Raw genomic sequence first — 25,903 nt, 5'->3', positions numbered from 1 at the left:
TCTTGATTAAAACACTTGGACGCTACGCACTACTGACCACTTTCGCCATGCTGTTGTCGGGCTGTATCATTCGCGGTGAGCAACAACCCGCGCCCGTCGATCAGGCCGGGGGAGGAGAGCAGCAACCCACGCAACCGCAGCCGCAACAGCCGGTACCGACGGTGCCTTCTGTCCCGACACTGCCGCAACAGCAGCCAGGCCCGATTGAGCATCAGGATCAGACCGCGCAGCCAACGCCGCGTGAACGTCACTATGACTGGAATGGCGCGGTGCAACCGATGGTGGGCAAAATGCTGCCCGCGAGCGGTGCAACAGCGGGAAGCGTACTGCTGGTGGATAGCGTAAATAACCGCACTAATGGATCCATCAACACCGGCGAAGCCACCGAGGTGGTGCGTAATGCGCTGGCCAACAACGGTAAATTTACATTGATCACCGCACAACAACTGGCCGTGGCGAAGCAACAATTGGGGCTTTCACCGCAGGACAGTCTGGGGACGCGCAGTAAAGCGATTGGCATCGCCCGCAATGTTGGCGCGCAATATGTGCTCTACTCCAACGCGACCGGCAATGCCAACGCACCGGGCCTGCAAATGCAATTAATGCTGGTGCAGACCGGCGAGATTATCTGGTCAGGTAAAGGTGCGGTTCAGCAACAATAAGCAAACGCGTGACGACATTCTGTCACGCTATTTTCCGCAATACGCTCCCGTCGCCAGCCAGAATACCGGACTCAGCGGCGGGAGTTGTCTTATCAGCGATGGCCAGCACATGCGAGTGCTGCGCCAGCGGCATCAGGGCACATCTTCACCTTTCCGGCGACAGTACCGGGTGTTTAAACATTTACCGTCGGCGATTGCGCCGCGTGCCTATCTCTACACTGGCGAGTGGATGGCGATCGACTATCTGCCCGGTGAAACAAAAGCGGCGTTGCCATCCAGCAGCGAACTCGCGATGTTACTGTATGATTTACACCGCCAGTCCTGTTTTGGCTGGCGTATAACGCTGCTACCACTGCTTGAAGGATACTGGCAACGCTGCGCGCCTGGCCGGCGAACGCCGTTTTGGTTACGGCGATTAAAACGGCTTCGTCAACAAGGCGAACCGATGCCGCTGCGACTGGCGCCGTTACATATGGATGTGCATGCGGGCAATCTGGTTCATGGTCCGCTAGGGGTAAGGCTGATCGACTGGGAGTATGCGGGCGATGGCGACATCGCTCTCGAACTGGCCGCCGTATGGATGGACAACGACGCACAGCGGCGAGCGCTGGTGGATGACTACGCACGGCGTGCGGTTATCGCACCGGCTCAGTTATGGCGGCAGGTAAGGCGCTGGCGACCCTGGGTTCTGATGCTGATGGCCGGCTGGTATGAGTGCCGCTGGCAGCAAACGGGTGAACAACAATTTATTACGCTGGCGAATGAAGTATGGCGTCAGTTGCAGACTGAAGGATAAGAGAGGTGAGTGTGGGTCCGGTCATGTTGGATGTGGAAGGGTACGAACTGGATGCGGAAGAGCGCGAAATTCTGGCGCATCCGCTGGTGGGCGGCTTGATCCTCTTTACCCGTAATTATCACGATCCGGCGCAATTACGTGAACTGGTACGCCAGATCCGCAGTGCGTCACACCATCGTCTGGTGGTGGCTGTCGACCAGGAAGGGGGGCGCGTACAGCGTTTCCGCGAAGGCTTTACCCGGCTGCCTGCTGCCCAGTCTTTTGCCGCATTACATGGGCTGGAAGAGGGCGGTCGTCTGGCGCAGGATGCGGGCTGGTTGATGGCCAGTGAAATGATTGCCATGGATATCGACATCAGTTTTGCCCCGGTGCTGGACGTCGGGCATATCAGTGCGGCAATTGGCGAACGTTCTTACCACGACGATCCGCTAAAGGCGCTGGCGATGGCAACACAGTTTATTGACGGTATGCACAGTGCGGGGATGAAAACCACGGGTAAACACTTCCCCGGACACGGTGCCGTGACGGCGGATTCTCATAAAGAAACCCCGCGCGATCCGCGCCCGCAAGCGGAGATCCGCGCCAAAGATATGTTGGTCTTCCGCCAGCTTATTGAGCAAAACAAGCTGGACGCGATTATGCCTGCGCATGTGATTTACACCGATATCGATCCACGTCCGGCCAGCGGTTCGCCCTACTGGCTGAAAACCGTATTGCGCGGTGAACTGGGGTTTGACGGCGTGATTTTCTCTGACGATCTGTCGATGGAAGGCGCTGCGATTATGGGCAGTTATGCAGAGCGTGGACAGGCATCGCTGGACGCCGGTTGCGATATGATCCTGGTCTGCAATAATCGTAAAGGCGCAGTGAGTGTGTTAGATAACCTGTCGCCGATCAATGCAGAGCGTGTTACACAATTGTATCATAAAGGTTCATATTCTCGTCAGGAGTTGATGAGCACGGCGCGCTGGAAGGCTGTCAGCCAGGAGCTGGAGCGGTTACACGAGCGCTGGCAGGAGCAGAAAGCGGCTCATTAACGCCTGCGGACGCGATGTCGAAGTGGTGAGGATACCATGATTATCTATTTACACGGTTTTGACTCAAACAGTCCCGGCAACCATGAAAAGGTGCTGCAGTTACAGTTTATCGATCCGGATGTGCGTCTGATTAGCTATAGCACGCGGCACCCGAAACACGATATGCAGCACCTGCTGAAAGAAGTGGATAAGATGTTGCAGTTGAATGTCGATGAGCGCCCGCTGATTTGCGGCGTAGGACTGGGTGGATACTGGGCGGAGCGCATTGGCTTTCTGTGTGATATTCGTCAGGTGATCCTCAACCCCAACCTGTTCCCCTATGAGAACATGGAGGGCAAAATCGATCGCCCGGAAGAGTATCAGGACATTGCCACGAAGTGTGTGTCCAATTTCCGTGAAAAAAATCGTGACCGCTGTCTGGTGATTTTGTCGCGTAACGATGAGGCGCTGGACAATCAGCGCGCGTCGGATGAGTTGCACCACTACTACGAGATTGTCTGGGATGAAGAACAATCTCACAAATTCAAGAACATCTCTCCACACCTTCAGCGTATCAAAGCGTTTAAAACCCTCGGTTAATCCCCCTCCGGCAGGTTATCGCCTGCCGGTATTTTGTCTCTTTCCCTTTCTGTGCCCGCATTCTTTGGCAATCCAACTACACTTGTTCATCTTTTAGGCATCAAAACTTGATGCATATCAATTTTGGTATGACCATTGAACCTTACGTGTTATTCTCATCGTCAATGTTGGTTTGCAAGCACGTAACTCTTTGTTAACTAAAAGCTATTTGTATAACTTTTAGTTAACAATTGGTTAATATTTTAGGGGGTCACTTTGACTACACCATTGAAAAAGATTGTAATTGTGGGTGGTGGTGCTGGCGGTCTGGAGCTGGCAACGCAGTTGGGTAAAAAACTCGGCCGCGGTAAAAAAGCCAAAATTACGCTGGTGGATCGTAACCACAGCCATTTATGGAAACCGTTACTGCATGAAGTCGCAACGGGTTCACTGGATGAAGGCGTTGATGCGCTGAGCTACCTGGCGCACGCGCGTAATCACCATTTCCAGTTCCAACTGGGTTCCGTGGTGGACATTAACCGTGAAAGCAAAACTCTGACGCTTGCGGAGTTACGTGATGATAAAGGCGAGTTGCTGGTGCCGGAGCGCAAGCTGGCCTATGACACGCTGATCATGGCGCTGGGCAGCACATCTAATGATTTCAACACGCCGGGCGTAAAAGAACACTGCATTTTCCTCGATAACCCGCATCAGGCGCGTCGTTTCCACCAGGAGATGCTGAACCTGTTCCTGAAATACTCCGCGAATCTTGGCGCTAACGGCAAAGTGAACATTGCGATTGTCGGTGGCGGCGCGACAGGGGTTGAGCTTTCTGCAGAGCTGCATAACGCGGTGAAACAGCTGCACAGCTATGGTTACAAAGGTCTGACCAATGACGCGCTGAACGTAACGCTGGTCGAGGCGGGAGAGCGTATTTTGCCTGCATTGCCGCCGCGGATTTCCGGCGCTGCGCATAGCGAACTGACCAAAATGGGCGTGCGCGTACTGACGCAGACCATGGTCACCAGCGCTGATGAAGGCGGTTTGCATACCAAAGATGGCGAATACATCAAAGCCGATCTGATGGTGTGGGCGGCAGGTATCAAAGCGCCTGACTTTATGAAAGAGATTGGCGGTCTGGAAACCAACCGTATCAATCAATTAGTGGTTGAGCCAACGCTGCAAACCACGCGTGATGCGGATATCTATGCCATCGGCGACTGCGCCTCCTGCGCCCGTCCTGAAGGCGGCTTTGTTCCTCCGCGCGCCCAGGCAGCCCACCAGATGGCCAGCCTCGCCCTGCATAACATTCTGGCGCAGATCAAAGGCAAACCGCTGAAATCTTACGTGTATAAGGATCACGGTTCACTGGTCTCTCTGTCGAACTTCTCGACCGTCGGCAGCCTGATGGGGAACCTGATGCGCGGTTCGATGATGATTGAAGGCCGTATTGCCCGCTTCGTGTACATTTCACTGTATCGTATGCACCAGATTGCACTCCACGGTTATTTCAAAACCGGCCTGATGATGCTGGTGGGCAGTATTAACCGGGTAATTCGCCCACGTTTGAAACTGCACTGATGTGTTTGGCTGCTCCGGCGAGATCATCGCCGGAGCAGTATTTCCTTCTGTCCTGGACCGTTATCGAGGTTCAGACAACTCTGAATATCCGGGTTTCTCCCCTATATATCCCATTTTTTCCTCTCTTTCCGATTGGCTTAACGACCGCTGAAGTTGCAAAATTGTTGCTAATAGCAAACGAGGGAGATAATCCTGTGAATAAATCAATGTTAGCGGGTATCGGGATTGGCGTGGCCGCTGCACTGGGCGTTGCCGCGGTTGCCAGTTTGAATGTATTTGACCGTGGTCCTCAGTATGCGCAGGTGGTTTCCGCCACGCCAATCAAAGAGAGCATTAAAACACCCCGTGAGGAGTGCCGTAACGTCACCATGACGCACCGCCGTCCGGTACAGGATGAGAACCGCATTACCGGTTCTGTTCTGGGCGCAGTGGCGGGTGGGGTGTTGGGTCACCAGTTTGGCGGCGGCCGGGGTAAAGATGTTGCTACCGTCGTCGGCGCGTTGGGCGGCGGCTACGCCGGTAACCAAATCCAGGGTGGGATGCAGGAAAGGGATACCTATACCACGACCCAGCAACGCTGTCAGACCGTGTATGACAAATCCGAGAAAATGATCGGTTACGACGTGACGTACAAGATTGGCGACCAGCAAGGAAAAATCCGCATGGATAAAGATCCGGGAACGCAAATTCCGCTGGATAACAATGGTCAGCTTATTTTGAATAACAAAGCGTAAAACAGAAGTACTCTGCATGTTGGCTCCTCAATTGCTCAGGCTGAGGAGCCTTTTTTCATGAAAAAAGCCTTGCATCGCAGCAAGGCTTTTTAACGGTCAAATGAAGTCGTGTTGGCGTATTACCAGCAGGCCGGTGATTAAAACAGAAATAAACGCAAACAGTACCGAACCACCACACAACACCCACAAACCACATAACAATGTTATTACTATTAACACTTTGATGAATGGTAATAGCAAAATCATGTTCATTTTCCTTATGCATGTGTTAAGTACAGTGAAATGCCCTATATCAACGGTAAAATTCAGTACAACAGGTAGAGCGAGAGTAAGGGAAAGTCGTAGCTTAGCGCGTCTTCATGACACTTATGATTTGTGTATCACCCATACTAATCATTAGCAGAGCAATAATCACAATTAATCATAGCAAAGCGGGGAAAAACACTGAAAGTTTTTACCTATTGTTAAGATAGGTTTTGTCTATCGTGAAAGTCAACCCGGCAAGCGACGTGCCGCCGGGTATAAACCTCTCAGAGTTTGATCAGATCCGGCCACAAACGCAGCGTAGTTCGGGTAATTTGCAGCAACTTTTCACAACTTGCGCCTTCGCGCGCGCTAATTGACATGCCCTGCAATATACAACCCAGAAACTGCGCCAGCGCCTGCGGATCCGCGTCTGCGGGGATTTCCCCACGTTGCTGGCGTTGCGTCAGGAACGTGAGCAGCGTTTCTTCCTGCTGCGCGTGCCGCGATTTGATGGTCTTCGCAATCGCCTGTGAAGAGGCCGCCAGCGTTGCGGAGGTGTTGATCATAAAACAGCCGGCTGGCGTATCCGTACTGGTGAAACATTTCGCCACGGCGGTGAAATAGTCCAGTAGCGCCTGCTCAATAGGTTTTTCCTCGCAGTGCAACGGAGCCTCGTGTTGCGTGGCGAAACGCGCGATATAACGGTCCAGTACCGCGCGGAACAACCCTTCTTTATTGGTGAACTCTGCATAAAGCGTCGGTGCTTTCGCGCCGGTCGCTTCTACGAGATCGGATAATGATGTGGCTTCGTAGCCATGCTGCCAGAACAGCGTCATGGCTTTGTCGAGCGCCGCTTCCCTGTCGAACACTTTCGGTCGGCCACGGCTTTTTTTGCTGCAACTGGTGATCTCAGTCGTCATAGTGCCGCTTACCTTTGTTGGTTTGCTGAGCAGTCATTATAAAAACATTCTGTCAGCCTGACCAGCGGCAAAACAGCACAAATTAATAAATCCTATGGTTATGAATTTTAAGCAATTAATATTTTAACTAACGATCGTTACAAAAAGATGTTGACGCGTGACGTAGATCACAACTACCATTTATCTATCGATCGTTAACTTATTCGTTGGCGACATCCATCATCTGCATACAGGTAAACAATCATGACAAACGTAAAAGCACTTTTCGCCGCCGCGGTACTCAGTTCACTCTCTTTTGCCAGCATGGCTGCGGTTGAAGTTCAGTCCGCACCGGCGGGTCAGCAGGAAGTTGCCACTGTTGGCGTTACTGCCAGCACGAATCTCTCTTCTGTTGAAGATAAACTGGCGCAGAAAGCTGAACAGATGGGTGCGAAATCCTTCCGCATCACTTCTGTGACCGGTTCCGATAACCTGCATGGTACTGCGGTTCTCTACAAATAAGGTCGCCCCTCACAGCCCTTATGCCACTGCCATAAAAAAGGCCCTGCACATGCAGGGCCTTTTTGCGTATCAGGTCAGGTTACAGCATCTGTACCGACGGGTCGGCCTGGCGGGTAACATCAACAGGCATGCCGGAGCGAATTTCCATTGCGTGGGTCATCACTTGCGCATCGCTGCGCGCATCATCCTGGAATGCCTGCATCGCTGCATTCAGCACAATTGGCAGCGTTTTCGGATCGTCATCAATGGATTTTGATAACGGTTGATGGACTTCCACCAGCCGTCTGCCGTCAGGCTCAACCGAGACTTTAATTGGGGTATTGATAATGTTCACTGGCGTGCCCGGAGAGACCGCCGCGTAGAGGGCGGAAATATCGCCATCGCGCAGGCGGATGCAACCGGAGCTGACCCGCATCCCGATACCGAAATCGGCATTGGTGCCATGCAGCAGATACACGCCGCCGAAGGCTGCCAGGCGAATGGCGTGATGCCCCATCGGGTTATCCGGCCCGGCAGGAACCACGGCAGGAAGATCGATGCCTTGCGCTTTATAGCGCGCCCGAATATTGGCGGTTGGCGTCCATGTGGGGTTCGCACGTTTATCCGAGACGGTTGTTACCATCGTGGGGGTCAGCGTATCGCCGCCCAGTTGACCAATACCGATCGGGTAGACAATGACTTCATTTTTACCGGGCGGATAGTAATACAGACGCAGTTCGGCCAGGTTAATCACAATTCCTTTACGTGGCGCGTCCGGCAGCAGGGTTTGCAGCGGGATCGTCAGTACGCTGCCCGCGCGTGGTACATAGGGATCCACGCCGGGGTTGGCCTGCAGCAGCGCCAGAAAACCGACGTTGTACTGCTTTGCGATGGCTTCCAGTGAGCCGCCATCGTTTTGCACTACGTGAAAACGGTTCTCGCCAACGACGCGGCTCCCGGCAGGCGGCAATGGCCAGCTATTTGCCCGTGCGGGCAGAGAAAGGGCGACCGTCGCAGCAACGGCGAAGAGCGTTACCCAGTGAGCAAAACGGGAATTTTTGATCATGACCATAATCCATGTAAATCATAAGGTTATTGTTATGTAGAAAACTAATGGGATTATGGTGCGCCAGCGTGTCGGGAAGTCCTGGCGTAGTGCAAAATATTTGTAAATGTTGCGTTTTAAACACAAACCGGGCCTGATGGCCCGGTTGCGTAATGATTGTCAGGCAACGGCGTTTTCGGCTAACTGCTGCATAAAGTTACGCACCCAGTTCATGCGGGTTTTGCGTTCACCCAGATCCTGCATGAATTTCAGCCGCGTTGGGCCATCAAGGCGGAAGTGTTGCGGCTGCTTCTGCAATAAACCAATCAGCCAGGTCGGGTTGACGTGATTTTTTTCGTTGAACTCAATCACACCGCCTTTTTCGTTACCCTCCAGCTTACGGATGCCAAGCTTCTGCGCCTGCTGGCGCAGCAGGGCGATGTCCAGCAATGTCCGCGCTGCATCCGGCAGCAGGCCAAAGCGGTCAATCAGCTCGACTTTGATCTCTTCCAGCGCATTGTCGTCTTTTGCACTGGCAATACGTTTATAGAAGGACAAACGTGTGTTCACATCCGGGATAAAGTCATCCGGCAGCAGCGAAGGCATGCGCAATTCCACCTCCGTTTGCTGGTTGGTGAGATCTTCCAGCGAGGGTTCGCGCCCCGCCTTTAATGCATCAACGGCGTTTTCCAGCAGCTCCATATAGAGCGAGAAACCAATGGTTTCCATCTGACCGCTCTGATCCTCACCCAGCAGTTCTCCGGCGCCACGGATCTCCAGGTCGTGGGTCGCCAGCGCAAAACCAGCACCCAAATCTTCCAGCGAAGCGATGGCTTCCAGGCGTTTTTGCGCGTCTGTCGTCATCGCTTTCGGATGCGGAGTTAACAACCAGGCATAGGCCTGATGATGCGAACGCCCCACACGACCGCGTAACTGATGTAACTGCGCCAGCCCGAAGTGGTCAGCCCGCTCAATAATGATGGTGTTGGCGGTCGGAATATCGATCCCGGTTTCAATAATGGTGGTGCACACCAGTACGTTAAAACGCTGATGGTGGAAGTCATTCATCACCCGTTCCAGTTCGCGTTCACGCATCTGCCCGTGGCCGATAGCAATACGCGCTTCCGGTACCAGTTCCGCCAGCCTGTCTGCCGCTTTCTGGATATTTTCCACGTCGTTATACAGATAATAGACCTGGCCGCCGCGCAGTACTTCACGTAGGATCGCCTCGCGCACCACTAGGCTGTCGTACTCGCGTACAAAGGTTTTCACCGCCAGCCGGCGCGCCGGTGGGGTGGCGATAATCGACAGATCGCGCATCCCGCTCATTGCCATATTGAGCGTACGTGGGATTGGCGTTGCCGTCAGGGTCAGGATGTCGACATCGGCACGCATCGCTTTGATGCGCTCTTTATGACGCACGCCAAAGCGGTGCTCCTCATCGACGATCAACAAGCCGAGATCTTTCAGTTTGACGTCGCTTTGCAGCAGTTTGTGCGTGCCAATCAGGATATCTATTTTGCCTTCAGCGGCCTGTTCCAGCACCTGCGCCTGCTCTTTGGCGCTGCGGAAACGGGAAAGCATCTCAATGCGTACCGGCCAGTTAGCGAAACGGTCGCGGAAATTATCAAAATGCTGCTGAGCGAGCAGGGTGGTTGGCACCAGTACGGCCACCTGTTTATTGTTTTCCACCGCGAGAAATGCTGCGCGCATTGCCACTTCGGTTTTACCGAAGCCCACATCACCGCACACCAGACGGTCCATCGCCAGCGGCTGGCACATATCGCTGAGCACCGCGTTGATGGCCTGCGCCTGATCCGGCGTGGTTTCAAACGGGAAACCATCGCAGAATAGCTGATACTGTTCGCGATCGTGTTTAAAGGCAAACCCCGCCTTAGCCGCGCGCTGGGCGTAGATGTCCAGCAGCTCTGCCGCCACGTCACGCACTTTTTCCGCCGCTTTTTGCCGCGCCCGCGACCAGGCATCGCTGCCCAGTTTATGCAGCGGCGCGTTCTCTTCCGCACCACCGGCGTAACGGCTGATCAGATGCAGCGACGACACCGGAACATACAGTTTGGCGTCGTTGGCGTAGGTCAGCATCAGGTACTCATTTTTGATGCCGCCCGTTTCCAGTGTGGTCATGCCGGCATAGCGCCCGACGCCATGCTCCAGGTGCACCACCGGCTGACCATCGTGCAGCTCGGCGAGGTTGCGGATCAGCGTGTCCGGGTTGATGGTGCGACGCGTGTCCTGACGGCGGCGGGCAACGCGCTCGCCCAGCAGATCGCTTTCGCAAATCAGCGCCCGGTTGCGCAGCGTATCGATAAAGCCATGTTCGGCTGCGCCAATCATCAGCCAGCTACCCGCGCTGGTGGCTTCGTCAAGACGCAGGATCCGTTTGGGCGCAACCTTAATACGCGCCAGCAGTTCAATTAATGCTTCGCGGCGGCCTTCACTTTCCACCGAGAACACCACCGGGCCGCTAAAGGACTCAAGGAATTTGCGCAGGTTGTCCAGCGGGGACTTTTGCTGCGCCTGCACAGAGAGATCCGGCAACGTCTGGTAACCCAGGTTAACGTGCGCGGCTTTCTTCGCCAGCTGTTCACTTTTAAGCTGGATACGCGGCCACTTATTCAGCTCGCTGAATAACGCATCGACGCGCAACCACAGGGCATCCGGCGGCAGTAGCGGGCGCATCGGGTCGACACCGCGGCTCTCGAAGCGCGCTTGCGTCTCTTGCTGAAAACGCTCGGCGCTGGCTTCCAGTGAACCGGTATTCACCAGCAATGTGTTGGCCGGGAAGTAGCTGAACAGCGGCTGCAATGGCTCACTGAAAAACAGGGGCTGCCAGTATTCTATCCCCGCGGGCAGGGTGCCCTTACTGACCTGCTGATAGATATGTTCAGCATCGCGTTTGACGTCAAACTTGTCGCGCCACTGGCTGCGGAACAGCTCAATCGCGGTTTTGTCTGTCGGGAATTCATGCGCTGGCAATAAGTTAATCGCTTCAACTTCTTCCAGCGTACGCTGTGTATCGGTGTCGAAAAGACGCAAACTGTCGATTTCATCATCGAAAAAGTCGAGGCGGAACGGTTGCTCGCTGCCCATCGGGAAGAGATCCAGCAATGCGCCGCGGGTGGCGTACTCGCCGTGTTCCATCACCTGGTCAACGTGGCGGTAACCCGCGCTTTCAAGCTGAGTGCGCAACTGGTCGCGTGACAGACGCTGGCCTTTTTGCATCACCAGCGCGTGGCCGTGCAGGTAGCTGTGCGGGCAAACGCGCTGCATTAACGTATTAACCGGTACAATCAGCACGCCGCGCTGCATGGCGGGCAGTTGATACAGGGTCGACAGGCGCGAAGAGATAATTTCCTGGTGCGGTGAGAAACTGTCGTACGGCAACGTTTCCCAGTCCGCGAGGTTCATCACCAGATTGTCGGTAAATTGCCCAATCTCATCCTGCAAACGCAATGCGTTTTGCATATCGGGTGCGATTAACACCACCGGGCCCGCATGGCGTTCAATGATTTCCGCCACTTCGGTGGCGCAGGCTGCACCGGTGAGTTCGCCAAACTGGCGCTGATCGCCTGCTTTTGTCGGCAGAGAATAACGGTATTGTTCAGGCATAGAAGGTGTCGGAGTTCCTTATGGATATACCCCCATATGGGGGCATATCACTGATACGCAATCCCTTTATTATCTGCGATTGCATTGTTTTAGCCAAGGCGAACGCGTGGGTTTAGCGTGTGGCAATGGCCGGGCGAAGCTTCGCCGGTGGGGTGAAAAAAACATCAGCAAACAGTGCGGTGGAGATTTTCCGCACCAGCAGTCCAGCCAGCGTACAAATCAGTAATGTGACGAAAGGGTAGATCAGCAATAGCGCCAGTTCCATCGTTGGCGGCCAGACACCGGCATTCAACGGTTTGATTAACGCCAGGCTGAAGCCTTCAATCAGAATGCGGTGGGTGGTGTAAATCGCAATGGTGTTCGAGCCAACCACATTCAGCAGGCTGTTTTCACTCGGCGGGAAGCGCTGCTCCAGCTCCCGGAACAGGCGCATGATGCCGACAATCGACAGCAAACAAAGCGGCAATGGCATGTTAAACATCCACAATCCAAACGCCACCACCAGCGCGACTGCGAACAACAGTGCGTAACGACGTATCGCCACGGTTTTCACCCACTCCATGACCGCGTTGCCATACCAGGCACCGAGGGTATAGAAGATCATATTGCGCACCACGCTGTTCATCCCCCACCAGGGTAGCGGCAGATAATTAATGGTGAGGCTGGCGAGGATCATCAACGTGAGTAGGGGGATTTTCCAGTTGCTTAACAACTTACAAAGCGTGAAATAGACGATTAATGCGTACAGATACCACAGACTGGTGCTGGCGGTGAGCATCCCCTGTAAGAACTCTCTCCAGTTGTCGGCGTACGCGGCATTCGACGCGTTACTGAGGTCGCGATCCGGCGCCAGCCAGTCATTAATATGGCTAAGTCCGACCCATTGCAGCACGCCCCAGAGCGCCAGTACATACACAATGCTCCAGATCCGTTTGTCGATGGTCTCTTTCCATGGAACCTCGTCGATATAGCGACGGATCAGGTAACCCGAGATAAAGAAGAACACCGGCATGCGAAATGGCGCGAGGTAGAGGTTGAAATAGATCCAACATTTCGCCAGCGTTTCGGACCAGGGGTGCTGAAAGAGGTCAAGATGCGGGTAAAAAGTAATGACTGAGTGGTATATTACCACCAGGCAAATACATAACCCTTTGATTTGATTAATCCATAATGTTTTCTGTTTCATTCGTTTTCTTGCCTGTTTTGCCTTAATTTCGGCTATTTATCCTGGGCAGGGGGGGAGGGGATGTAATGGGGAAGTGTCTGTATTTATTGATTTTCGGATTAAGGCGAGGGACGTTGGTCGCGCGCCAGGCAAACAATGGCTGTTTTGCAGGAAACTGCGAGCCATTATTAATTTGATTTTCCGGCTTTTTTTCGAAACTTCGTGACGAAATCTTACGGTTTCACTCATTTACGCTCTGCGCTTTCGCTTATATACTTCTCAATCTGCTATCAGCAATCAGACGGATTTCATGTACCAGCCTGTCACACTCTTCATAGGTCTGCGCTATATGCGTGGGCGCGCAGCAGACCGCTTCGGTCGCTTTGTCTCCTGGCTGTCAACCATTGGCATCACCCTTGGCGTTATGGCGCTGGTGACGGTGTTATCAGTAATGAATGGCTTTGAGCGTGAGCTGCAAAACAACATCCTGGGGCTAATGCCACAGGCGATCCTCTCTACGCAAAACGGCTCTCTTGATCCGCAACAGCATCCCGCAAACCAGTTGAAACTGCAGGGCGTCACCCGTACTGCGCCGTTGACCACTGGCGATGTGGTGATCCAAAGCGCACGCAGCGTGGCGGTCGGCGTGATGATGGGCATTGACCCGACGCAAAACGATCCGCTGACGCCTTACCTGGTCAACGTGAAACAGAGCGACCTGCAAGCGGGCAAATACAACATCATTCTCGGCGAACAACTTGCGGGCCAGTTAGGCGTTAACCGCGGCGATCAAATCCGCGTGATGGTGCCTTCCGCCAGCCAGTTCACGCCGATGGGGCGTCTGCCAAGCCAGCGTCTGTTCACGGTCATCGGGACGTTCGCCGCAAACAGCGAAGTGGATGAGTACCAGATGCTGGTCAACATCGAGGATGCATCACGTCTGATGCGTTACCCGGCGGGTAACATTACCGGCTGGCGGTTGTGGCTTAACGAACCGCTGAAAGTGGATGTGCTCAGCCAGCAGTCGCTGCCAGAAGGGACGAAGTGGCAGGACTGGCGCGATCGCAAAGGCGAGCTGTTCCAGGCCGTGCGCATGGAAAAAAACATGATGGGGCTGCTGCTCAGCCTGATTGTTGCGGTCGCGGCGTTTAACATTATTACTTCTCTTGGCCTGATGGTGATGGAAAAACAGGGTGAGGTGGCGATTTTACAAACGCAGGGCCTGACGCCGCGCCAGATCATGGCGGTATTTATGGTGCAAGGGGCCAGCGCCGGCATCATCGGCGCGCTACTCGGCGCGGTGCTGGGCGCACTGCTGGCCAGCCAGTTGAATAACTTGATGCCGATTATCGGCGCACTGCTGGATGGCGCTGCACTGCCCGTAGCGATTGAGCCACTGCAGGTTGTTACGATTGCGCTGGTGGCGATGGCCATTGCGCTGCTCTCTACGCTTTATCCTTCCTGGCGCGCTGCCGCCACTCAACCCGCTGAGGCTTTACGTTATGAATAAGATCCTGTTGCAATGCGACAACCTGTGCAAACGCTATCAGGAAGGCAGTGTGCAAACCGACGTGCTGCACAATGTCAGTTTCAGCATGGCGGAAGGGGAACTGATGGCGATTGTCGGTAGTTCCGGTTCGGGTAAAAGTACGCTGCTGCACCTGCTCGGCGGGCTGGATACGCCGACCTCCGGCGATGTGATTTTCCGCGATCAGCCGATGAGCAAACTCTCTTCCACCGCCAAGGCGGATCTGCGTAACCGCGAGCTGGGCTTTATCTACCAGTTCCACCATCTGCTGCCGGATTTTACTGCGCTGGAAAACGTGGCGATGCCGCTGCTGATTGGTAAAAAGAAACCGGCCGAGATCGACAGTCGCGCGCGTGAAATGCTGCGTGCAGTGGGTCTGGAGCACCGCGCTACTCACCGCCCGTCGGAGCTTTCCGGCGGCGAACGCCAGCGTGTGGCGATAGCCCGTGCGCTGGTCAATAACCCGCGTCTGGTGCTGGCGGATGAACCGACCGGTAACCTGGATGCCCGCAATGCCGACAGTATCTTCCAGTTGCTTGGCGAGCTGAACCGTTCGCAGGGTACGGCGTTTCTGGTGGTGACGCATGATTTACAGCTGGCGAAGCGCATGAACCGTCAACTGGAAATGCGCGATGGTCGCTTGAGCACTGAAGTCTCCCTGATGGGGGCCGAGTAATGGCTTCGCCTCTGTCGTTATTGGTTGCCTTACGTTTCAGCCGCGGACGCCGTCGCGGTGGGATGGTTTCGTTGATTTCGGTGATCTCCACTGTCGGTATCGCGCTGGGCGTGGCGGTGCTGATCGTCGGTCTGAGCGCGATGAACGGTTTTGAACGCGAACTGAATAACCGCATTCTGGCGGTTGTGCCGCACGGTGAGATCGAGCCGGTGAACCAGCCGTGGAACGACTGGAATACCGCGCTGGAAAAAGTGAAAAAAGTGCCGGGCATTGCGGCGGCGGCACCCTATATCAACTTTACGGGGCTGGTGGAAAGCGGCGCTAACCTGCGCGCGATTCAGGTCAAGGGCGTTGATCCGCAGCAGGAAACCGACCTCAGCGCGTTACCGAAATATATCCAGGGCGACGCCTGGCGCAATTTTAAAGCCGGTGAGCAGCAAATCATTCTGGGGAAAGGCGTGGCTGATGCGCTGAAAGTGCAGCAGGGCGACTGGGTCTCCATCATGATCCCGAACTCTGACGACGCGCATAAGCTGTTGCAGCCCAAACGCGTGCGCCTGCACGTCACCGGCATTCTGCAACTCAGCGGTCAGCTTGATCACGGTTTCGCGATGATCCCGATGGTGGATGCGCAGCAATATCTGGAGATGGGCGGCAGCGTTACCGGCATCGACATTAAAGTCAACGATGTCTTCAACGCCAATAAGCTGGTGCGCGACGCGGGCGAAGTCACCAACAGCTATGTTTATATCAAAAGCTGGATCGGCAAATATGGCTATATGTACCGCGACATCCAGATGATCCGCGCCATTATGTATCTGGCGATGGTACTGGTGATTGGCGTGGCCTGTTTTAATATTGTCTCCACGCTGGTAATGGCGGTGAAAGACAAGAGCGGCGATATTGCGGTGCTGCGTACGCTCGGGGCGAAAGATGGTCTTATTCGCGCCGTTTTCGTCTGGTACGGTTTGCTGGCCGGGTTGCTGGGCAGCCTTTGCGGTGTGGTGATTGGCGTGGTGGTTTCACTACAATTAACACCGATTATCAATGTGATAGAGAAAATTATCGGTCATCAGTTCTTGTCGGGCGATATCTACTTTATCGACTTCCTGCCGTCGGAACTTCATCCGCTGGATGTGGTGTACGTTCTGGCGACAGCGTTGGTATTAAGCCTGCTGGCGAGCTGGTATCCGGCGCGCCGGGCGAGCAATATTGATCCGGCGAGAGTGCTGAGCGGGCAGTAATCCCGGTGTGAGCAGGGCCACAACGAAGGAGTGGCGATGAATTACGGATTTGATATTGGCGGCAGTAAAATCGCGTTAGGCGTCTTTGACGCCAACCGACGCTTACAGTGGGAAACCCGTGTCGCCACGCCCCATGACAGTTATACGTCTTTTCTGCGCGCCATTGCTGAGCTGGTTGCGGAAGCGGATGCGCGTTTCGGCGTGAAAGGCACGGTCGGCATCGGTATTCCCGGCATGCCGGAAACCGCCGACGGTACGCTGTATGCCGCCAATCTTCCCGCCGCCAGCGGTCAGCCGCTGCGTACCGATCTCAGCGCGTTACTGGAGCGCGAGGTCCGGCTGGATAACGATGCCAACTGTTTCACTCTCTCTGAAGCCTGGGATGATGAATTCCGGCGCTATCCGCTGGTGATGGGGCTGATCCTTGGCACGGGTGTGGGCGGCGGACTGGTGGTGAATGGCAAAACCGTGACCGGGCATCGTTTTATCACTGGCGAGTTTGGTCATATCCGTTTGCCCGTCGATGCGCTGGGGCTGATGGGGTTTGATTTTCCGCTTACCCGCTGCGGCTGCGGCAAAATCGGCTGTATTGAGAACTACCTTTCCGGCCGTGGTTTTGCATGGCTGTACAAACACTTCTACCATCAGTCATTGTCCGCGCCGGAGATCATCACCCGCTGGCAGCAGGGCGAGGCGAAAGCGCTGGCCCATGTCGAACGGTATGTCGACTTGCTGGCGGTGTGTCTGGGCAATATTCTGACCATTATCGATCCGGACCTGCTGGTGATCGGCGGTGGTTTATCGAATTTCAGCGCGCTGACGCAATTGCTGCCGGAGCGTATCCGCCCGCATCTGCTGCCAGCGGGCGAGGTGCCGCGTATTGAATGCGCACGCTACGGCGACGCAGGCGGTATGCGCGGCGCGGCGTTTCTTCATCTTACTGACCCGTCCTGAGAGGATGCCATGCAATCGCGACGTTCACATCGTCTCAGCCGTTTTCGCCGTAACAAACGCCGCTTGCGTGAGCGGTTACGCCAGCGCATTTTTTTCCGTGACACAATGGTGCCTGAAGTGATGGAAAAACCGAGAGTCGTCGTATTGACCGGGGCGGGTATCTCCGCCGAGTCCGGGATCCGCACCTTCCGTGCGGCAGATGGGTTGTGGGAAGAACATCATGTCGAAGATGTGGCGACGCCGGAAGGCTTTGCCCGTAACCCGCAACTGGTGCAAACCTTTTATAACGATCGCCGCCGCCAGCTCCAGCAGCCGGAAATTGTGCCCAACGCCGCGCATCTGGCGCTGGCCGAACTGGAGCAGGCATTGGGGGATCGCTTTTTACTGATCACGCAAAATATCGACAACCTGCATGAGCGCGCCGGAAATAAACACATCATCCATATGCACGGCGAGCTGTTGAAAGTGCGCTGTTCCCAGAGCGGGCAGGTGCTGAAGTGGACCGATGATGTTACCCGTGACGACAAATGCCACTGTTGCCAGTTCCCCGCGCCGCTGCGCCCGCACGTAGTGTGGTTTGGCGAGATGCCGCTGGGCATGGATGAGATCTACAGCGCGCTGGCAATGGCAGATGTCTTTATTGCTATCGGCACGTCCGGCCATGTCTATCCTGCCGCCGGGTTTGTTCACGAAGCAAAACTGCATGGCGCGCACACCGTTGAGCTGAACCTCGAACCGAGCCAGGTGGGCAGCGAGTTCGAAGAGAAACATTACGGGCTGGCAAGCGTGGTGGTGCCGGAGTACGTCGAAAAACTGCTGAAAAAGCTGTAATGCGAAAACCGCTCCTCTCCGGCGGGAGAGGAGGGCGGTTTACAGCGCTTTTTGCAGATTGATCACCGTGCGGGCGTTGGAGGCACTGGTGGCCAGCACATCGATCACCCCGGTGCGCAGCGCGCCGAGAATAGCCGTTGCTTTGGTGCTTTCCGATGCAATCGCGATAACGCAAGGAATCGTGCGTAGCTGCTCCAGACTCAGGCCAATCACCCGATCGTTCATCACCGTGTCGACCGGGGTTCCCTGAATGTTGAAAAAGCTGTAACCGGCCAGGTCACCCACCACGCCCTGTTCCTGACGGGCGGTAATGATCTCCTGCGGCGTAAACCACCCCAGTTGCACCATAAAGCTGTTTTCGTTCATATCCCCGAGACCAATCAGCGCAATGTCTGCCTTGCTCGCCTGCTCGAGGGTGGCTTTGATCAGGCGGTTCTGGATAAACGCCTCGCGCAATGCCGGGGTTTCCACATAGGCCGGCGCATACAGCGTTTCACTAAACCCGTTGAATTTACGCGCCAGATTACGGCTGATATGGTCGGCGTCGATAAGCTGACCATCGCGCTTGGTACCGCCGATACCGCAAATAAAGCGGCAGGAACGCTCCGGGAAAATACCCACGTGATTGGCCACTGCCGCCACATTACGCCCCTGGCCGACGGTGACGGTCATGTCGTTTTTCAGAATGGTGGCAAGATAGTTGCTGACCAGTGCCGCCACTTGCTGGCGCTGCTCATCCTCATCATGATGATCAAGGGCGATTAACGCCCGTTTGATACCAAAATTTTGAATGAACTGTTGTTCAATCTGCGAACTAAAGACCGGGTGATATTTAACGTTGATTTCAACGATCCCCTTGTGGCGGGCTTTTTTCAGCAGCCTGCCGACTTTAATACGCGAGATGCCAAACCGCTGGGCAATTTCTTCCTGGGTCTGTTCCTGCTCGTAATACGCGACGGCTATTTCCGTCAGAAGTTCGTAATCAGAGTCTTGTTCAGCCATCGCATTGTTTTTCCATTGCCGATATCTCCTTAATACTACTGCGCTTTGGCGATAAAATCCTGCACTACGCGTTGCACAATTGCGCAATACCCGGCGGCATCCCATGCGGCCCGGCCAATAAACAAACCGTCAATATTGGGCTGCGCCGCCAGTTCCGCGCAATTTTGCAGATTGACGCTGCCGCCATACAGTAACGGGATCTTATGCCCATGCTCTTCGCCGTACAGCGCACAGAGCGCCGTGCGCAGCGCCTGGTGGATCTCCGCAGCCTGTTCTGGCGTGGCCGGAACGCCCTGTTCGCCAATCGCCCAGATCGGTTCATAGGCGATGAGCGTTTGCTGCGCTTGCGTGGCGCTCAGGCCATACAGCGCGATTTTCATCTGCCGCGTCACGGTTTCAATGGAGACACCCCAGCGTTTCTCATCGGCGCTGTCACCAATGCAAACCAGCGGACGCAGGCCGTGGCGCAGCGCAGTATGGACTTTGGCGTTGATGGCGGCATCGGTTTCATTGAACGCGCCGCGTCGTTCAGAGTGCCCCATCTCCACCAGCGTGGCGCCGGTTTCAGCAATCATGCTGGCGGAGATCTCGCCGGTCCACGCACCGGCTTCTTGCTGATGCATATTTTGCGCACCGGTCAGGCACGGCAACGTATGCATGCGAAAGAAGTCACTTACCGGTTGGATAGCGGTAAACGGGGGAATGAAGAAGGGCTGAATGGACGGGTGCATCACCGGTGGTAAATGGGTGGCGAGCGCCTCGCAGTAGGCCATCGCTTCCGACAACGGTTTATTCATTTTCCAGCTTGTGCCAATCATCAGGCTTTTCATCTTTAACTCCATTTCCTTGCTAATCAAAGACCTGTGCAATGTGTTATGCATCGGTTTGCTTAATTTGAACATTTATTCATTGCATGAACATATGTTAGATCACATTTTTGCGATCAAAAATGGGTCACGAAATTTTATGTGATCTCCATCACTCATCGTGGGAAAAACATCGGTTAACGTTATGTTCATATGATTTACAAGTGAACATATGAACGAGTAGCGTTCCATTACCGAGAGGTCCGACGATGTCTGTAGATAAAAAACCCGTTGTAGCTGTCACCATTGGCGATCCCGCCGGGATTGGTCCGGAAATCACCGTAGCGACGTTGATGGACAAAAGTGTGTATGACGAGTGCAAGCCATTCCTGATTGGCTCCATCCCTATCATTCAGCGGGCGATGAAAATCCAGGGGTGCAATTTCCCGATCAATAAAATCACCCATCCGGATCAGGCGAAATACAGCTGGGGTACGCTGGATGTGCTGGAAACTGGCGACTATGACTGCGACAGCATTGTCTGGGGTAAAGTCCAGCAACTGGCGGGAAAAATGTCGCTGGATTATGTTATGAAATCCATCGAACTGGGGATGGCGGGGCTGATTGATGTCGTCTCCACAGCGCCCATCCACAAAGAAGCCATCAAACTGGCAGGCTGTAAGTTGCCTGGCCACACGGAAATTTACCAGGTCGAAACGCGTTCCGATTACGGTTTGACGATGTTCCATGTGCATAACCTGCGCGTGTTCTTTGTCAGCCGCCACATGGCGCTGAAAGATGCCTGTGACTACGCCAACAAAGAGCGCGTACTGGCCTGTGTACAGCAGATCAACCACGAGTTCACGGCGCTCAACATTAAGAACCCGCGCATTGCGGTCGCGGCGCTTAACCCACACGGTTCCGACAACGGTCTGTTTGGTCATGAAGAAGCCGATAATCTGATCCCGGCGGTGAAAGCCGCGCAGGCGGAAGGGATCAACGCCATTGGTCCGGTCCCGGCGGACTCCGTTTTCCATCTCGGCAAACTCGGCAACTACGACGCCATCCTGTCGCTGTATCACGACCAGGGGCATATCGCCTGTAAAACCCTCGATTTTGAACGTTCGATCACCATTACCTTCGGCCTGCCGTTTATGCGCAGCTCGGTCGATCACGGTACGGCGTTCGACATTGCCGGTACCGGCAAAGCAGGCACGGTGAGCATGCTGGAGTCTACGGTGGTCGCCGCGCGCTACTGGAAAATGAAGCAGCACTAACACGCTGAGCATGACCTGGGGACAGAGAATGGAAAACTATCTGTTAATTAGCAAAGGCAGTAAAGGCTGGGGCGGGCCGCTGAAAATTTCGCTCGCCCAGCCGAAAAAAATCGCCTATATCACCGGGGGCATTCGCCCCCCTGTCGTTGACCGGCTGTGCGAACTCACGGGCTGGCCGTCGGTGGATGTCTTCAAACATGGCGAACCGGCGGAAAATGAGATCGGCGTGATGGTGATCGACTGCGGCGGCACGCTGCGCTGCGGGCTGTATCCGAAACGCGGTATTCCGACCATTAACCTGCACCACACCGGCAAGAGCGGCCCGCTGGCTGAGTATATCCACGAAGAGATCTATGTCTCCGGCGTGACGCCAGCGTGCATTGAACGGGTCTACCCGGCGGGAGAGGGGGGAAAACTGGGGATCGTCGCCGACGATTTGACCGGTGCAACCACCGTCGGTGTGCTGCTGGCGCGCAGTGGGCTGAAAACGGCGGCATTTTTCGACACCGAGTCGTTCGCCCGCAACGAAGTGGATTACCCGGCGATGGTGGTCAGCAGCGACAGCCGTCCGTTACCGAAAGCCGAAGCCCAGCAGCGCGTCAGCGCCGCGGTACAACAGCTTAAATCGCGCGGCGCGCACTACTTTACCAAACGCATCGATACCACGTTGCGCGGCGGTATTGGCTATGAGATTGACGCCATGCTGGCGCTGTTGCCGCAGGAAACGGTGGCCGTTGTGGTCCCCGCCATGCCGCAGTCCCGGCGCATTCTGGTCGGCGGATATTCGGTGATTGATTCGGTAGCGCTCTCCTGTACCGATGTGGCGCGCGATGTCCGCACACCAGTGACCGAGTCCTGGGTGCCGGGGTTACTGGCTAATCAAACGCAGCACCATGTCGGCCATATTGCTCTGGCGCAGGTGATGCAGGGAGATGCACAAATCCAGCAGCAATTGCAGGCACGGCAGCAGGAAGGCGTGCGTGTGATCGTGGTGGATGCCATTACGCTGGATGACGTGGATGCGATTGCCCGCGCCGTGGTCACGCTGAACTGGAATGTGCTGGCTGTCGACCCGGGGCCGTTTACTGAGCGGCTGGCGGTGCATCGCGGGTTAATGCGCGAAGACAAACGACTGACGCAGCCGTCGCTGCCCCGCAGTGCGCAGCGCGGTTCGGTGGTGATTGTGGCCGGAAGCGCAACACCTGTGACGAAAAAGCAGCTCGGGCACTTAATTGCGCACGACGATCGCGTATGCCATATCCCGGTAGACGCGGAACTGCTTGTCGATCGGCAAAACGCCGCCGAAATTGAAATCAGCCGCATTGTGCGCCAGGCGCACCAGTGCGTCACCACGCATAAAAATGCCTTGTTCGTTTTTGAGTCAGCGTTAACGGGCAGGTTGCTGGATCTGCGGGAAGAGGAGCAACGTTTCAATCTTGACCACGGTCAGGCGGCGGAAAACATCAATAAGGGTCTTGGTAGCATCGTCAAAGAGATCCTCAATTGTGCGCCGGAGGAGATCAAAGGCATCTATATGACCGGCGGCGATACGATGGTTAATGTCCTGAAAGAATTGGGCGCTACCGGCATTGAGATGATCGACTATGTTATTCCACAAACCGATATGGTGCGTATTATCGGCGGGGAGTATGCGGGGCTGGTTTGCGTGGGCAAAGGTGGTTTAACCGGACCGGAAGATATTATCAGCACCATTGTTGAACATATTTATAAAGAATCACTGCAATAACAAATATAACAATATGCGACGCGAACAACGTTCGGGCAGTGCGTCGTGAATATTCACTCTTGTATCCTGTATGCGAGTTACACCCTATGAATATTAATATTTTTGACAAAATGAATAAGGTGCCAGGTGGGCTGATTATTATCCCCCTGGTGGCGGCTATTTTGCTGAATACATTTACCCCTCAGGTATTAAGCATCGGAGGCCCGACTACGGCGTTATTTAAAGTGGGTTCCAGCGCCATGATGGGCATATTTCTGCTGATATGCGGAACGTCGATTAATATTCGCCAGGCCGGGCTACCCTTGTACAAAGGGGCGGTGTTGCTGCTGCTTAAATGTGTGGCCGGGGCGCTGGCGGTCTGGCTGGTCGGATCGATGTTTGGCCCGGTCGGATTTCTCGGCATCTCTACGCTGGCGTTTGTCGCCTGCCTGACCAGTTCGAACAGCTCTCTCTATATTGCGCTGTGCAGTAATTACGGCGATGCCAGCGACGCCGGGGCGATTTCGGTGTTCTGCGTGAAAGATGGCCCCTTCGTCACCATGATGGTGCTTGGCGTTAGCGGGCTGGCCAATATTCCTTTTGCCGCACTGTTGTCGATGTTGATCCCGCTGTTAATCGGCATGCTGTGGGGCAACCTTGATGAGCGATTCAAACAGCTTTGCGCCTCTGCCCAGCCGCTGATCATCATTATTATGTCGTTTGCCATCGGCGCGAACTCCAGCATCAACACGGTGTTTACCGCCGGGTTATCGGGTATTGTGCTCGGCCTTATCTCTGCCTGTACCGGCATTATTTTCTACTTCCTTTATAACCTGTTCCTGAAGAAGAAAACGGCGCTTGGCGCCGCGCTGGGCACCACGGCGGCCAGCTCGGCATTAACCCCGGCGATGGTGGCACAGGCGGACCCGTCGTTGGCGGTCTATGTGGATGCGGCGACGGCGCAACTGGCGACCGCCAGTATCATCACCATGCTGACCGCTCCGGTGCTGGTGGCCTGGTTTGATAAGCGATTGAAAGCGCGCGCGCCAGCGGTGGAGGTGATCAAACCCGCTGAAGAGAAGTCATTGCCGCTCTCGTCGCAGGTCAGTAGTAAAGGAAATAAATAAATGTCATTGCCGTTGTACCAACTGGAGGTCACGCAGGTCGGTGATTTTGTCGCAGAGTATTTACAGCAACATAAATTAATTCTCTTTGCGGAACCGGTGCCGACGGATATTGCTGAATATTGTGCAATACACCGGCCGGGTAAATTTAACGCAGTATTATTACCCGGCCAGAAAGTTACCCTTAATTCTGTTATTTATCGTATTACTGCCGTTGGCAGTGTGGCAACGGCAAATTTAAAACAGCTTGGACATATTACCCTTAATTTTGATGGCGAGATTGACGCCGAATTACCCGGCACGGTCCACCTCTGTGGGCCGACGCCAGAGATGATTCTCCCCGGGGACCAGATTTGTATTTACCGTGAATAATTTGAGGACACTGTTATGAAAACAATCGCCATTGGTGCGGATGATGCGGCCTATGCGTTTCGCGATGCTATCGTCAATTATCTGGCAGAGCAGGGTATCACTGTCGTTGATTACAGCAGCGATAAACGAACCGACGCGAATTATTATCCTGACGTTGCCCATGAAGTGGCGATGGCCATTAAACAGGGAGAGCACGATCGCGGCATTTTAATTTGCGGCACCGGCATTGGTATGAGCATTGTGGCGAATAAAGTGCCGGGCGTGCGCGCGGCGCAATGCCACGACACCTTCTCCGCCGAGCGTGCGCGTAAAAGCAATAATGCGCAAATCATCACCCTGGGCGCGCGGGTGATTGGTGCCGAGCTGGGGAAAAAAATCATCCAGGCGTGGCTGGAGTCGGAGTACGAAGGGGGCGGTTCTGCGGCAAAAGTGGAGCGCATTGACTATTACCAGAATCAGCATGCCAGAGATTAACGGAGCCTGTGATGAACCAATTAAGCGCGTTAAAAGAGATGACCGTCGTTGTTGCCGATACCGGCGATATTGATTCGATTAAAAAATTTGCCCCGCAGGATGCCACTACCAACCCGTCACTGGTGCTGAAAGCCGCGCAGCTGCCGCAGTATCAGGCGCTGATTGCCGATGCGGTGGGCAAAGCACGCCGTCAGGGCGGCAGTGCCGAAACGCAGTTGATCAATGCCTGTGATCAAGTCGCTGTGGATATCGGCACGGAAGTGCTGCGCCATGTGCCGGGGCGTATTTCCACCGAAGTGGACGCCCGTTTTGCCTGGGATCGCGGGATGTGTGTCACCCGCGCACGTAAACTGATTCAGTTGTACCAGGAAAACGGGATCGCGCCATCGCGCATCCTGATCAAGCTGGCGGCAACCTGGGAGGGGATCCGCGCGGCTGAAGAGCTGGAGCAAAGCGGCATTAACTGCAACCTGACGCTGCTGTTCTCTTTCGCCCAGGCACGGGCTTGCGCAGAAGCCGGGGTGTTCCTGATTTCACCGTTTGTGGGACGTATTTACGACTGGTATCAGAAAAACGCCCCGCAATCTCCGTACAGCGCAGAGAACGACGCCGGGGTGAAATCGGTACGCGACATCTACCAGTACTATAAAGCCCACGGCTACGACACTGTGGTGATGGGCGCCAGTTTCCGGCGGATAGAACAGATTCAGGCATTAGCGGGCTGCGACCGTCTGACCATCTCTCCGGCACTGCTGGATGCGCTGGCGGTGTGTGATGCGCCGCTGACCCGGCAGCTTCATCCGGGTTGCGTCAGCGAAACCCGCCCCAGCCCAATGACCCAGTCTGAGTTTCTCTGGCAGCATCATCAGGATGCGATGGCGGTTGAAAAACTGGCCGAAGGGATCCGCTTGTTTACGGCTGACCAGTTGAAGCTGGAAGAGATGATCCGCCAGATGCTCTGAACCGCCGCAAGGAAAAAAGATGAACACAGCAAACCTACAACGGCGCATTTGCGCCAATGCCCTGCGCGCGCTTTCG

General features: G+C 54.9%; 24 protein-coding genes. 18 read left to right on the top strand and 6 right to left on the bottom strand.

Annotated features, from left to right (window positions below; all coding sequences use genetic code 11):
- Positions 1 to 2: 2 nt before the first annotated feature.
- The 6 genes from lpoB to ACQ3G7_RS22750 all read left to right on the top strand — a co-directional run bounded on the left by lpoB (position 3) and on the right by ACQ3G7_RS22750 (position 5,368).
- Positions 3 to 662 (top strand): penicillin-binding protein activator LpoB, encoded by a 660-nt coding sequence (gene lpoB / locus ACQ3G7_RS22775; RefSeq protein ID WP_430892350.1) that lies wholly within the window; start codon positions 3 to 5, stop codon positions 660 to 662.
- Positions 643 to 1,458, top strand: a complete 816-nt coding sequence (gene thiK / locus ACQ3G7_RS22770) for a thiamine kinase (RefSeq protein WP_430892348.1) — start codon at positions 643 to 645, stop codon at positions 1,456 to 1,458. Before lpoB ends, thiK begins: the two co-directional genes overlap by 20 nt.
- Positions 1,459 to 1,469: 11 nt before the next feature.
- Positions 1,470 to 2,495, top strand: a complete 1,026-nt coding sequence (nagZ, locus tag ACQ3G7_RS22765) for a beta-N-acetylhexosaminidase (protein WP_430892476.1) — start codon at positions 1,470 to 1,472, stop codon at positions 2,493 to 2,495.
- Between the two features lie 36 nt (positions 2,496 to 2,531).
- Positions 2,532 to 3,074, top strand: a complete 543-nt coding sequence (ycfP, locus tag ACQ3G7_RS22760; RefSeq protein WP_430892346.1) for an alpha/beta hydrolase YcfP — start codon at positions 2,532 to 2,534, stop codon at positions 3,072 to 3,074.
- Between the two features lie 255 nt (positions 3,075 to 3,329).
- Entirely contained in the window at positions 3,330 to 4,634 is a 1,305-nt protein-coding gene (locus ACQ3G7_RS22755; RefSeq protein ID WP_430892344.1) for an NAD(P)/FAD-dependent oxidoreductase, read from the top strand.
- 194 nt (positions 4,635 to 4,828) lie between these two features.
- Positions 4,829 to 5,368 carry a glycine zipper 2TM domain-containing protein gene (locus tag ACQ3G7_RS22750; protein ID WP_263097113.1) on the top strand — a complete coding sequence of 180 codons (540 nt, stop codon included), beginning with the start codon at positions 4,829 to 4,831 and terminating at the stop codon, positions 5,366 to 5,368.
- 530 nt (positions 5,369 to 5,898) lie between these two features.
- Here the strand turns inward: ACQ3G7_RS22750 and ACQ3G7_RS22745 are convergent.
- Positions 5,899 to 6,534: a TetR/AcrR family transcriptional regulator gene (locus ACQ3G7_RS22745; RefSeq protein WP_430892342.1), complete on the bottom strand. Its 636-nt coding sequence runs from the start codon at positions 6,532 to 6,534 to the stop codon at positions 5,899 to 5,901.
- 243 nt (positions 6,535 to 6,777) lie between these two features.
- Between ACQ3G7_RS22745 and bhsA the strand changes: the two genes are divergently transcribed.
- Complete coding sequence (gene bhsA, locus ACQ3G7_RS22740) at positions 6,778 to 7,035, top strand: multiple stress resistance protein BhsA (RefSeq protein ID WP_430892340.1); 258 nt, start codon at positions 6,778 to 6,780, stop codon at positions 7,033 to 7,035.
- A 79-nt stretch (positions 7,036 to 7,114) separates the two neighbouring features.
- On the opposite strand, the gene ldtC is transcribed toward bhsA, so the two are convergent.
- The 3 genes from ldtC to ACQ3G7_RS22725 all read right to left on the bottom strand — a co-directional run bounded on the left by ldtC (position 7,115) and on the right by ACQ3G7_RS22725 (position 12,872).
- Positions 7,115 to 8,080, bottom strand: coding sequence for a L,D-transpeptidase LdtC (gene ldtC / locus ACQ3G7_RS22735; protein WP_430892338.1), 966 nt, complete (start codon positions 8,078 to 8,080; stop codon positions 7,115 to 7,117).
- Positions 8,081 to 8,239: 159 nt separating this feature from the next.
- On the bottom strand, positions 8,240 to 11,686 hold the full coding sequence (gene mfd, locus ACQ3G7_RS22730) for a transcription-repair coupling factor (protein ID WP_430892336.1): 3,447 nt from the start codon (positions 11,684 to 11,686) through the stop codon (positions 8,240 to 8,242).
- A 112-nt stretch (positions 11,687 to 11,798) separates the two neighbouring features.
- A complete protein-coding gene (locus tag ACQ3G7_RS22725) occupies positions 11,799 to 12,872 on the bottom strand; it encodes an acyltransferase family protein (protein WP_430892334.1) in 1,074 nt (357 codons plus the stop codon).
- A gap of 289 nt (positions 12,873 to 13,161) precedes the next feature.
- Here ACQ3G7_RS22725 and lolC point away from each other — a divergent pair, with 289 nt between their 5' ends.
- The 5 genes from lolC to cobB are packed head-to-tail and all read left to right on the top strand — an operon-like array spanning position 13,162 to position 18,084.
- Positions 13,162 to 14,361: a lipoprotein-releasing ABC transporter permease subunit LolC gene (gene lolC / locus ACQ3G7_RS22720; RefSeq protein WP_263097107.1), complete on the top strand. Its 1,200-nt coding sequence runs from the start codon at positions 13,162 to 13,164 to the stop codon at positions 14,359 to 14,361.
- Positions 14,354 to 15,055: a lipoprotein-releasing ABC transporter ATP-binding protein LolD gene (gene lolD / locus ACQ3G7_RS22715; RefSeq protein ID WP_430892332.1), complete on the top strand. Its 702-nt coding sequence runs from the start codon at positions 14,354 to 14,356 to the stop codon at positions 15,053 to 15,055. The genes lolC and lolD overlap by 8 nt, the downstream gene beginning before the upstream one ends.
- Complete coding sequence (gene lolE, locus ACQ3G7_RS22710) at positions 15,055 to 16,299, top strand: lipoprotein-releasing ABC transporter permease subunit LolE (RefSeq protein ID WP_430892330.1); 1,245 nt, start codon at positions 15,055 to 15,057, stop codon at positions 16,297 to 16,299. Before lolD ends, lolE begins: the two co-directional genes overlap by 1 nt.
- A gap of 36 nt (positions 16,300 to 16,335) precedes the next feature.
- Positions 16,336 to 17,253: an N-acetylglucosamine kinase gene (nagK, locus tag ACQ3G7_RS22705; RefSeq protein WP_430892328.1), complete on the top strand. Its 918-nt coding sequence runs from the start codon at positions 16,336 to 16,338 to the stop codon at positions 17,251 to 17,253.
- 9 nt (positions 17,254 to 17,262) lie between these two features.
- A complete protein-coding gene (gene cobB / locus ACQ3G7_RS22700) occupies positions 17,263 to 18,084 on the top strand; it encodes a Sir2 family NAD+-dependent deacetylase (RefSeq protein WP_263097103.1) in 822 nt (273 codons plus the stop codon).
- Between the two features lie 39 nt (positions 18,085 to 18,123).
- On the opposite strand, the gene ACQ3G7_RS22695 is transcribed toward cobB, so the two are convergent.
- Together ACQ3G7_RS22695 and ACQ3G7_RS22690 are read right to left on the bottom strand one after the other, a co-directional pair.
- Positions 18,124 to 19,086 (bottom strand): sugar-binding transcriptional regulator, encoded by a 963-nt coding sequence (locus ACQ3G7_RS22695; protein ID WP_430892326.1) that lies wholly within the window; start codon positions 19,084 to 19,086, stop codon positions 18,124 to 18,126.
- A 35-nt stretch (positions 19,087 to 19,121) separates the two neighbouring features.
- Positions 19,122 to 19,916 carry a triose-phosphate isomerase gene (locus tag ACQ3G7_RS22690; RefSeq protein ID WP_430892324.1) on the bottom strand — a complete coding sequence of 265 codons (795 nt, stop codon included), beginning with the start codon at positions 19,914 to 19,916 and terminating at the stop codon, positions 19,122 to 19,124.
- 245 nt (positions 19,917 to 20,161) lie between these two features.
- Here ACQ3G7_RS22690 and pdxA point away from each other — a divergent pair, with 245 nt between their 5' ends.
- From pdxA to tal, 6 genes are all read left to right on the top strand, one after another.
- Positions 20,162 to 21,169, top strand: a complete 1,008-nt coding sequence (gene pdxA, locus ACQ3G7_RS22685) for a 4-hydroxythreonine-4-phosphate dehydrogenase PdxA (protein WP_088236508.1) — start codon at positions 20,162 to 20,164, stop codon at positions 21,167 to 21,169.
- Between the two features lie 28 nt (positions 21,170 to 21,197).
- On the top strand, positions 21,198 to 22,916 hold the full coding sequence (locus tag ACQ3G7_RS22680) for a four-carbon acid sugar kinase family protein (protein ID WP_430892322.1): 1,719 nt from the start codon (positions 21,198 to 21,200) through the stop codon (positions 22,914 to 22,916).
- A gap of 86 nt (positions 22,917 to 23,002) precedes the next feature.
- A complete protein-coding gene (locus ACQ3G7_RS22675) occupies positions 23,003 to 24,022 on the top strand; it encodes a 2-keto-3-deoxygluconate permease (RefSeq protein ID WP_430892320.1) in 1,020 nt (339 codons plus the stop codon).
- Complete coding sequence (locus ACQ3G7_RS22670; protein WP_430892318.1) at positions 24,023 to 24,391, top strand: PTS glucitol/sorbitol transporter subunit IIA; 369 nt, start codon at positions 24,023 to 24,025, stop codon at positions 24,389 to 24,391.
- A gap of 15 nt (positions 24,392 to 24,406) precedes the next feature.
- On the top strand, positions 24,407 to 24,865 hold the full coding sequence (gene rpiB / locus ACQ3G7_RS22665) for a ribose 5-phosphate isomerase B (RefSeq protein ID WP_088236504.1): 459 nt from the start codon (positions 24,407 to 24,409) through the stop codon (positions 24,863 to 24,865).
- Between the two features lie 11 nt (positions 24,866 to 24,876).
- Positions 24,877 to 25,827, top strand: a complete 951-nt coding sequence (gene tal, locus ACQ3G7_RS22660; protein WP_430892316.1) for a transaldolase — start codon at positions 24,877 to 24,879, stop codon at positions 25,825 to 25,827.
- The last annotated feature ends 76 nt before the right edge of the window (positions 25,828 to 25,903 follow it).

This window comes from Kosakonia sp. N21, assembly GCF_050587465.1.
Lineage (GTDB): Bacteria > Pseudomonadota > Gammaproteobacteria > Enterobacterales > Enterobacteriaceae.
The sequence above is the reverse complement of the archived record's forward strand: the minus strand, read 5'-3'. Positions and strand labels throughout refer to the sequence as shown.

Bases quoted from the DNA above. Each gene is read 5' to 3' on its own strand.
- ACQ3G7_RS22695 (WP_430892326.1), bottom strand. From the start codon at position 19,086: ATGGCTGAACAAGACTCTGATTACGAACTTCTGACGGAAATAGCCGTC.
- ycfP (WP_430892346.1), top strand. From the start codon at position 2,532: ATGATTATCTATTTACACGGTTTTGACTCAAACAGTCCCGGCAACCAT.
- nagK (WP_430892328.1), top strand. From the start codon at position 16,336: ATGAATTACGGATTTGATATTGGCGGCAGTAAAATCGCGTTAGGCGTC.
- cobB (WP_263097103.1), top strand. From the start codon at position 17,263: ATGCAATCGCGACGTTCACATCGTCTCAGCCGTTTTCGCCGTAACAAA.
- ACQ3G7_RS22670 (WP_430892318.1), top strand. From the start codon at position 24,023: ATGTCATTGCCGTTGTACCAACTGGAGGTCACGCAGGTCGGTGATTTT.
- lolD (WP_430892332.1), top strand. From the start codon at position 14,354: ATGAATAAGATCCTGTTGCAATGCGACAACCTGTGCAAACGCTATCAG.
- ldtC (WP_430892338.1), bottom strand. From the start codon at position 8,080: ATGATCAAAAATTCCCGTTTTGCTCACTGGGTAACGCTCTTCGCCGTT.
- pdxA (WP_088236508.1), top strand. From the start codon at position 20,162: ATGTCTGTAGATAAAAAACCCGTTGTAGCTGTCACCATTGGCGATCCC.
- lolE (WP_430892330.1), top strand. From the start codon at position 15,055: ATGGCTTCGCCTCTGTCGTTATTGGTTGCCTTACGTTTCAGCCGCGGA.
- bhsA (WP_430892340.1), top strand. From the start codon at position 6,778: ATGACAAACGTAAAAGCACTTTTCGCCGCCGCGGTACTCAGTTCACTC.
- rpiB (WP_088236504.1), top strand. From the start codon at position 24,407: ATGAAAACAATCGCCATTGGTGCGGATGATGCGGCCTATGCGTTTCGC.
- lolC (WP_263097107.1), top strand. From the start codon at position 13,162: ATGTACCAGCCTGTCACACTCTTCATAGGTCTGCGCTATATGCGTGGG.
- ACQ3G7_RS22725 (WP_430892334.1), bottom strand. From the start codon at position 12,872: ATGAAACAGAAAACATTATGGATTAATCAAATCAAAGGGTTATGTATT.
- ACQ3G7_RS22745 (WP_430892342.1), bottom strand. From the start codon at position 6,534: ATGACGACTGAGATCACCAGTTGCAGCAAAAAAAGCCGTGGCCGACCG.
- ACQ3G7_RS22675 (WP_430892320.1), top strand. From the start codon at position 23,003: ATGAATATTAATATTTTTGACAAAATGAATAAGGTGCCAGGTGGGCTG.
- ACQ3G7_RS22690 (WP_430892324.1), bottom strand. From the start codon at position 19,916: ATGAAAAGCCTGATGATTGGCACAAGCTGGAAAATGAATAAACCGTTG.
- ACQ3G7_RS22680 (WP_430892322.1), top strand. From the start codon at position 21,198: ATGGAAAACTATCTGTTAATTAGCAAAGGCAGTAAAGGCTGGGGCGGG.
- mfd (WP_430892336.1), bottom strand. From the start codon at position 11,686: ATGCCTGAACAATACCGTTATTCTCTGCCGACAAAAGCAGGCGATCAG.
- tal (WP_430892316.1), top strand. From the start codon at position 24,877: ATGAACCAATTAAGCGCGTTAAAAGAGATGACCGTCGTTGTTGCCGAT.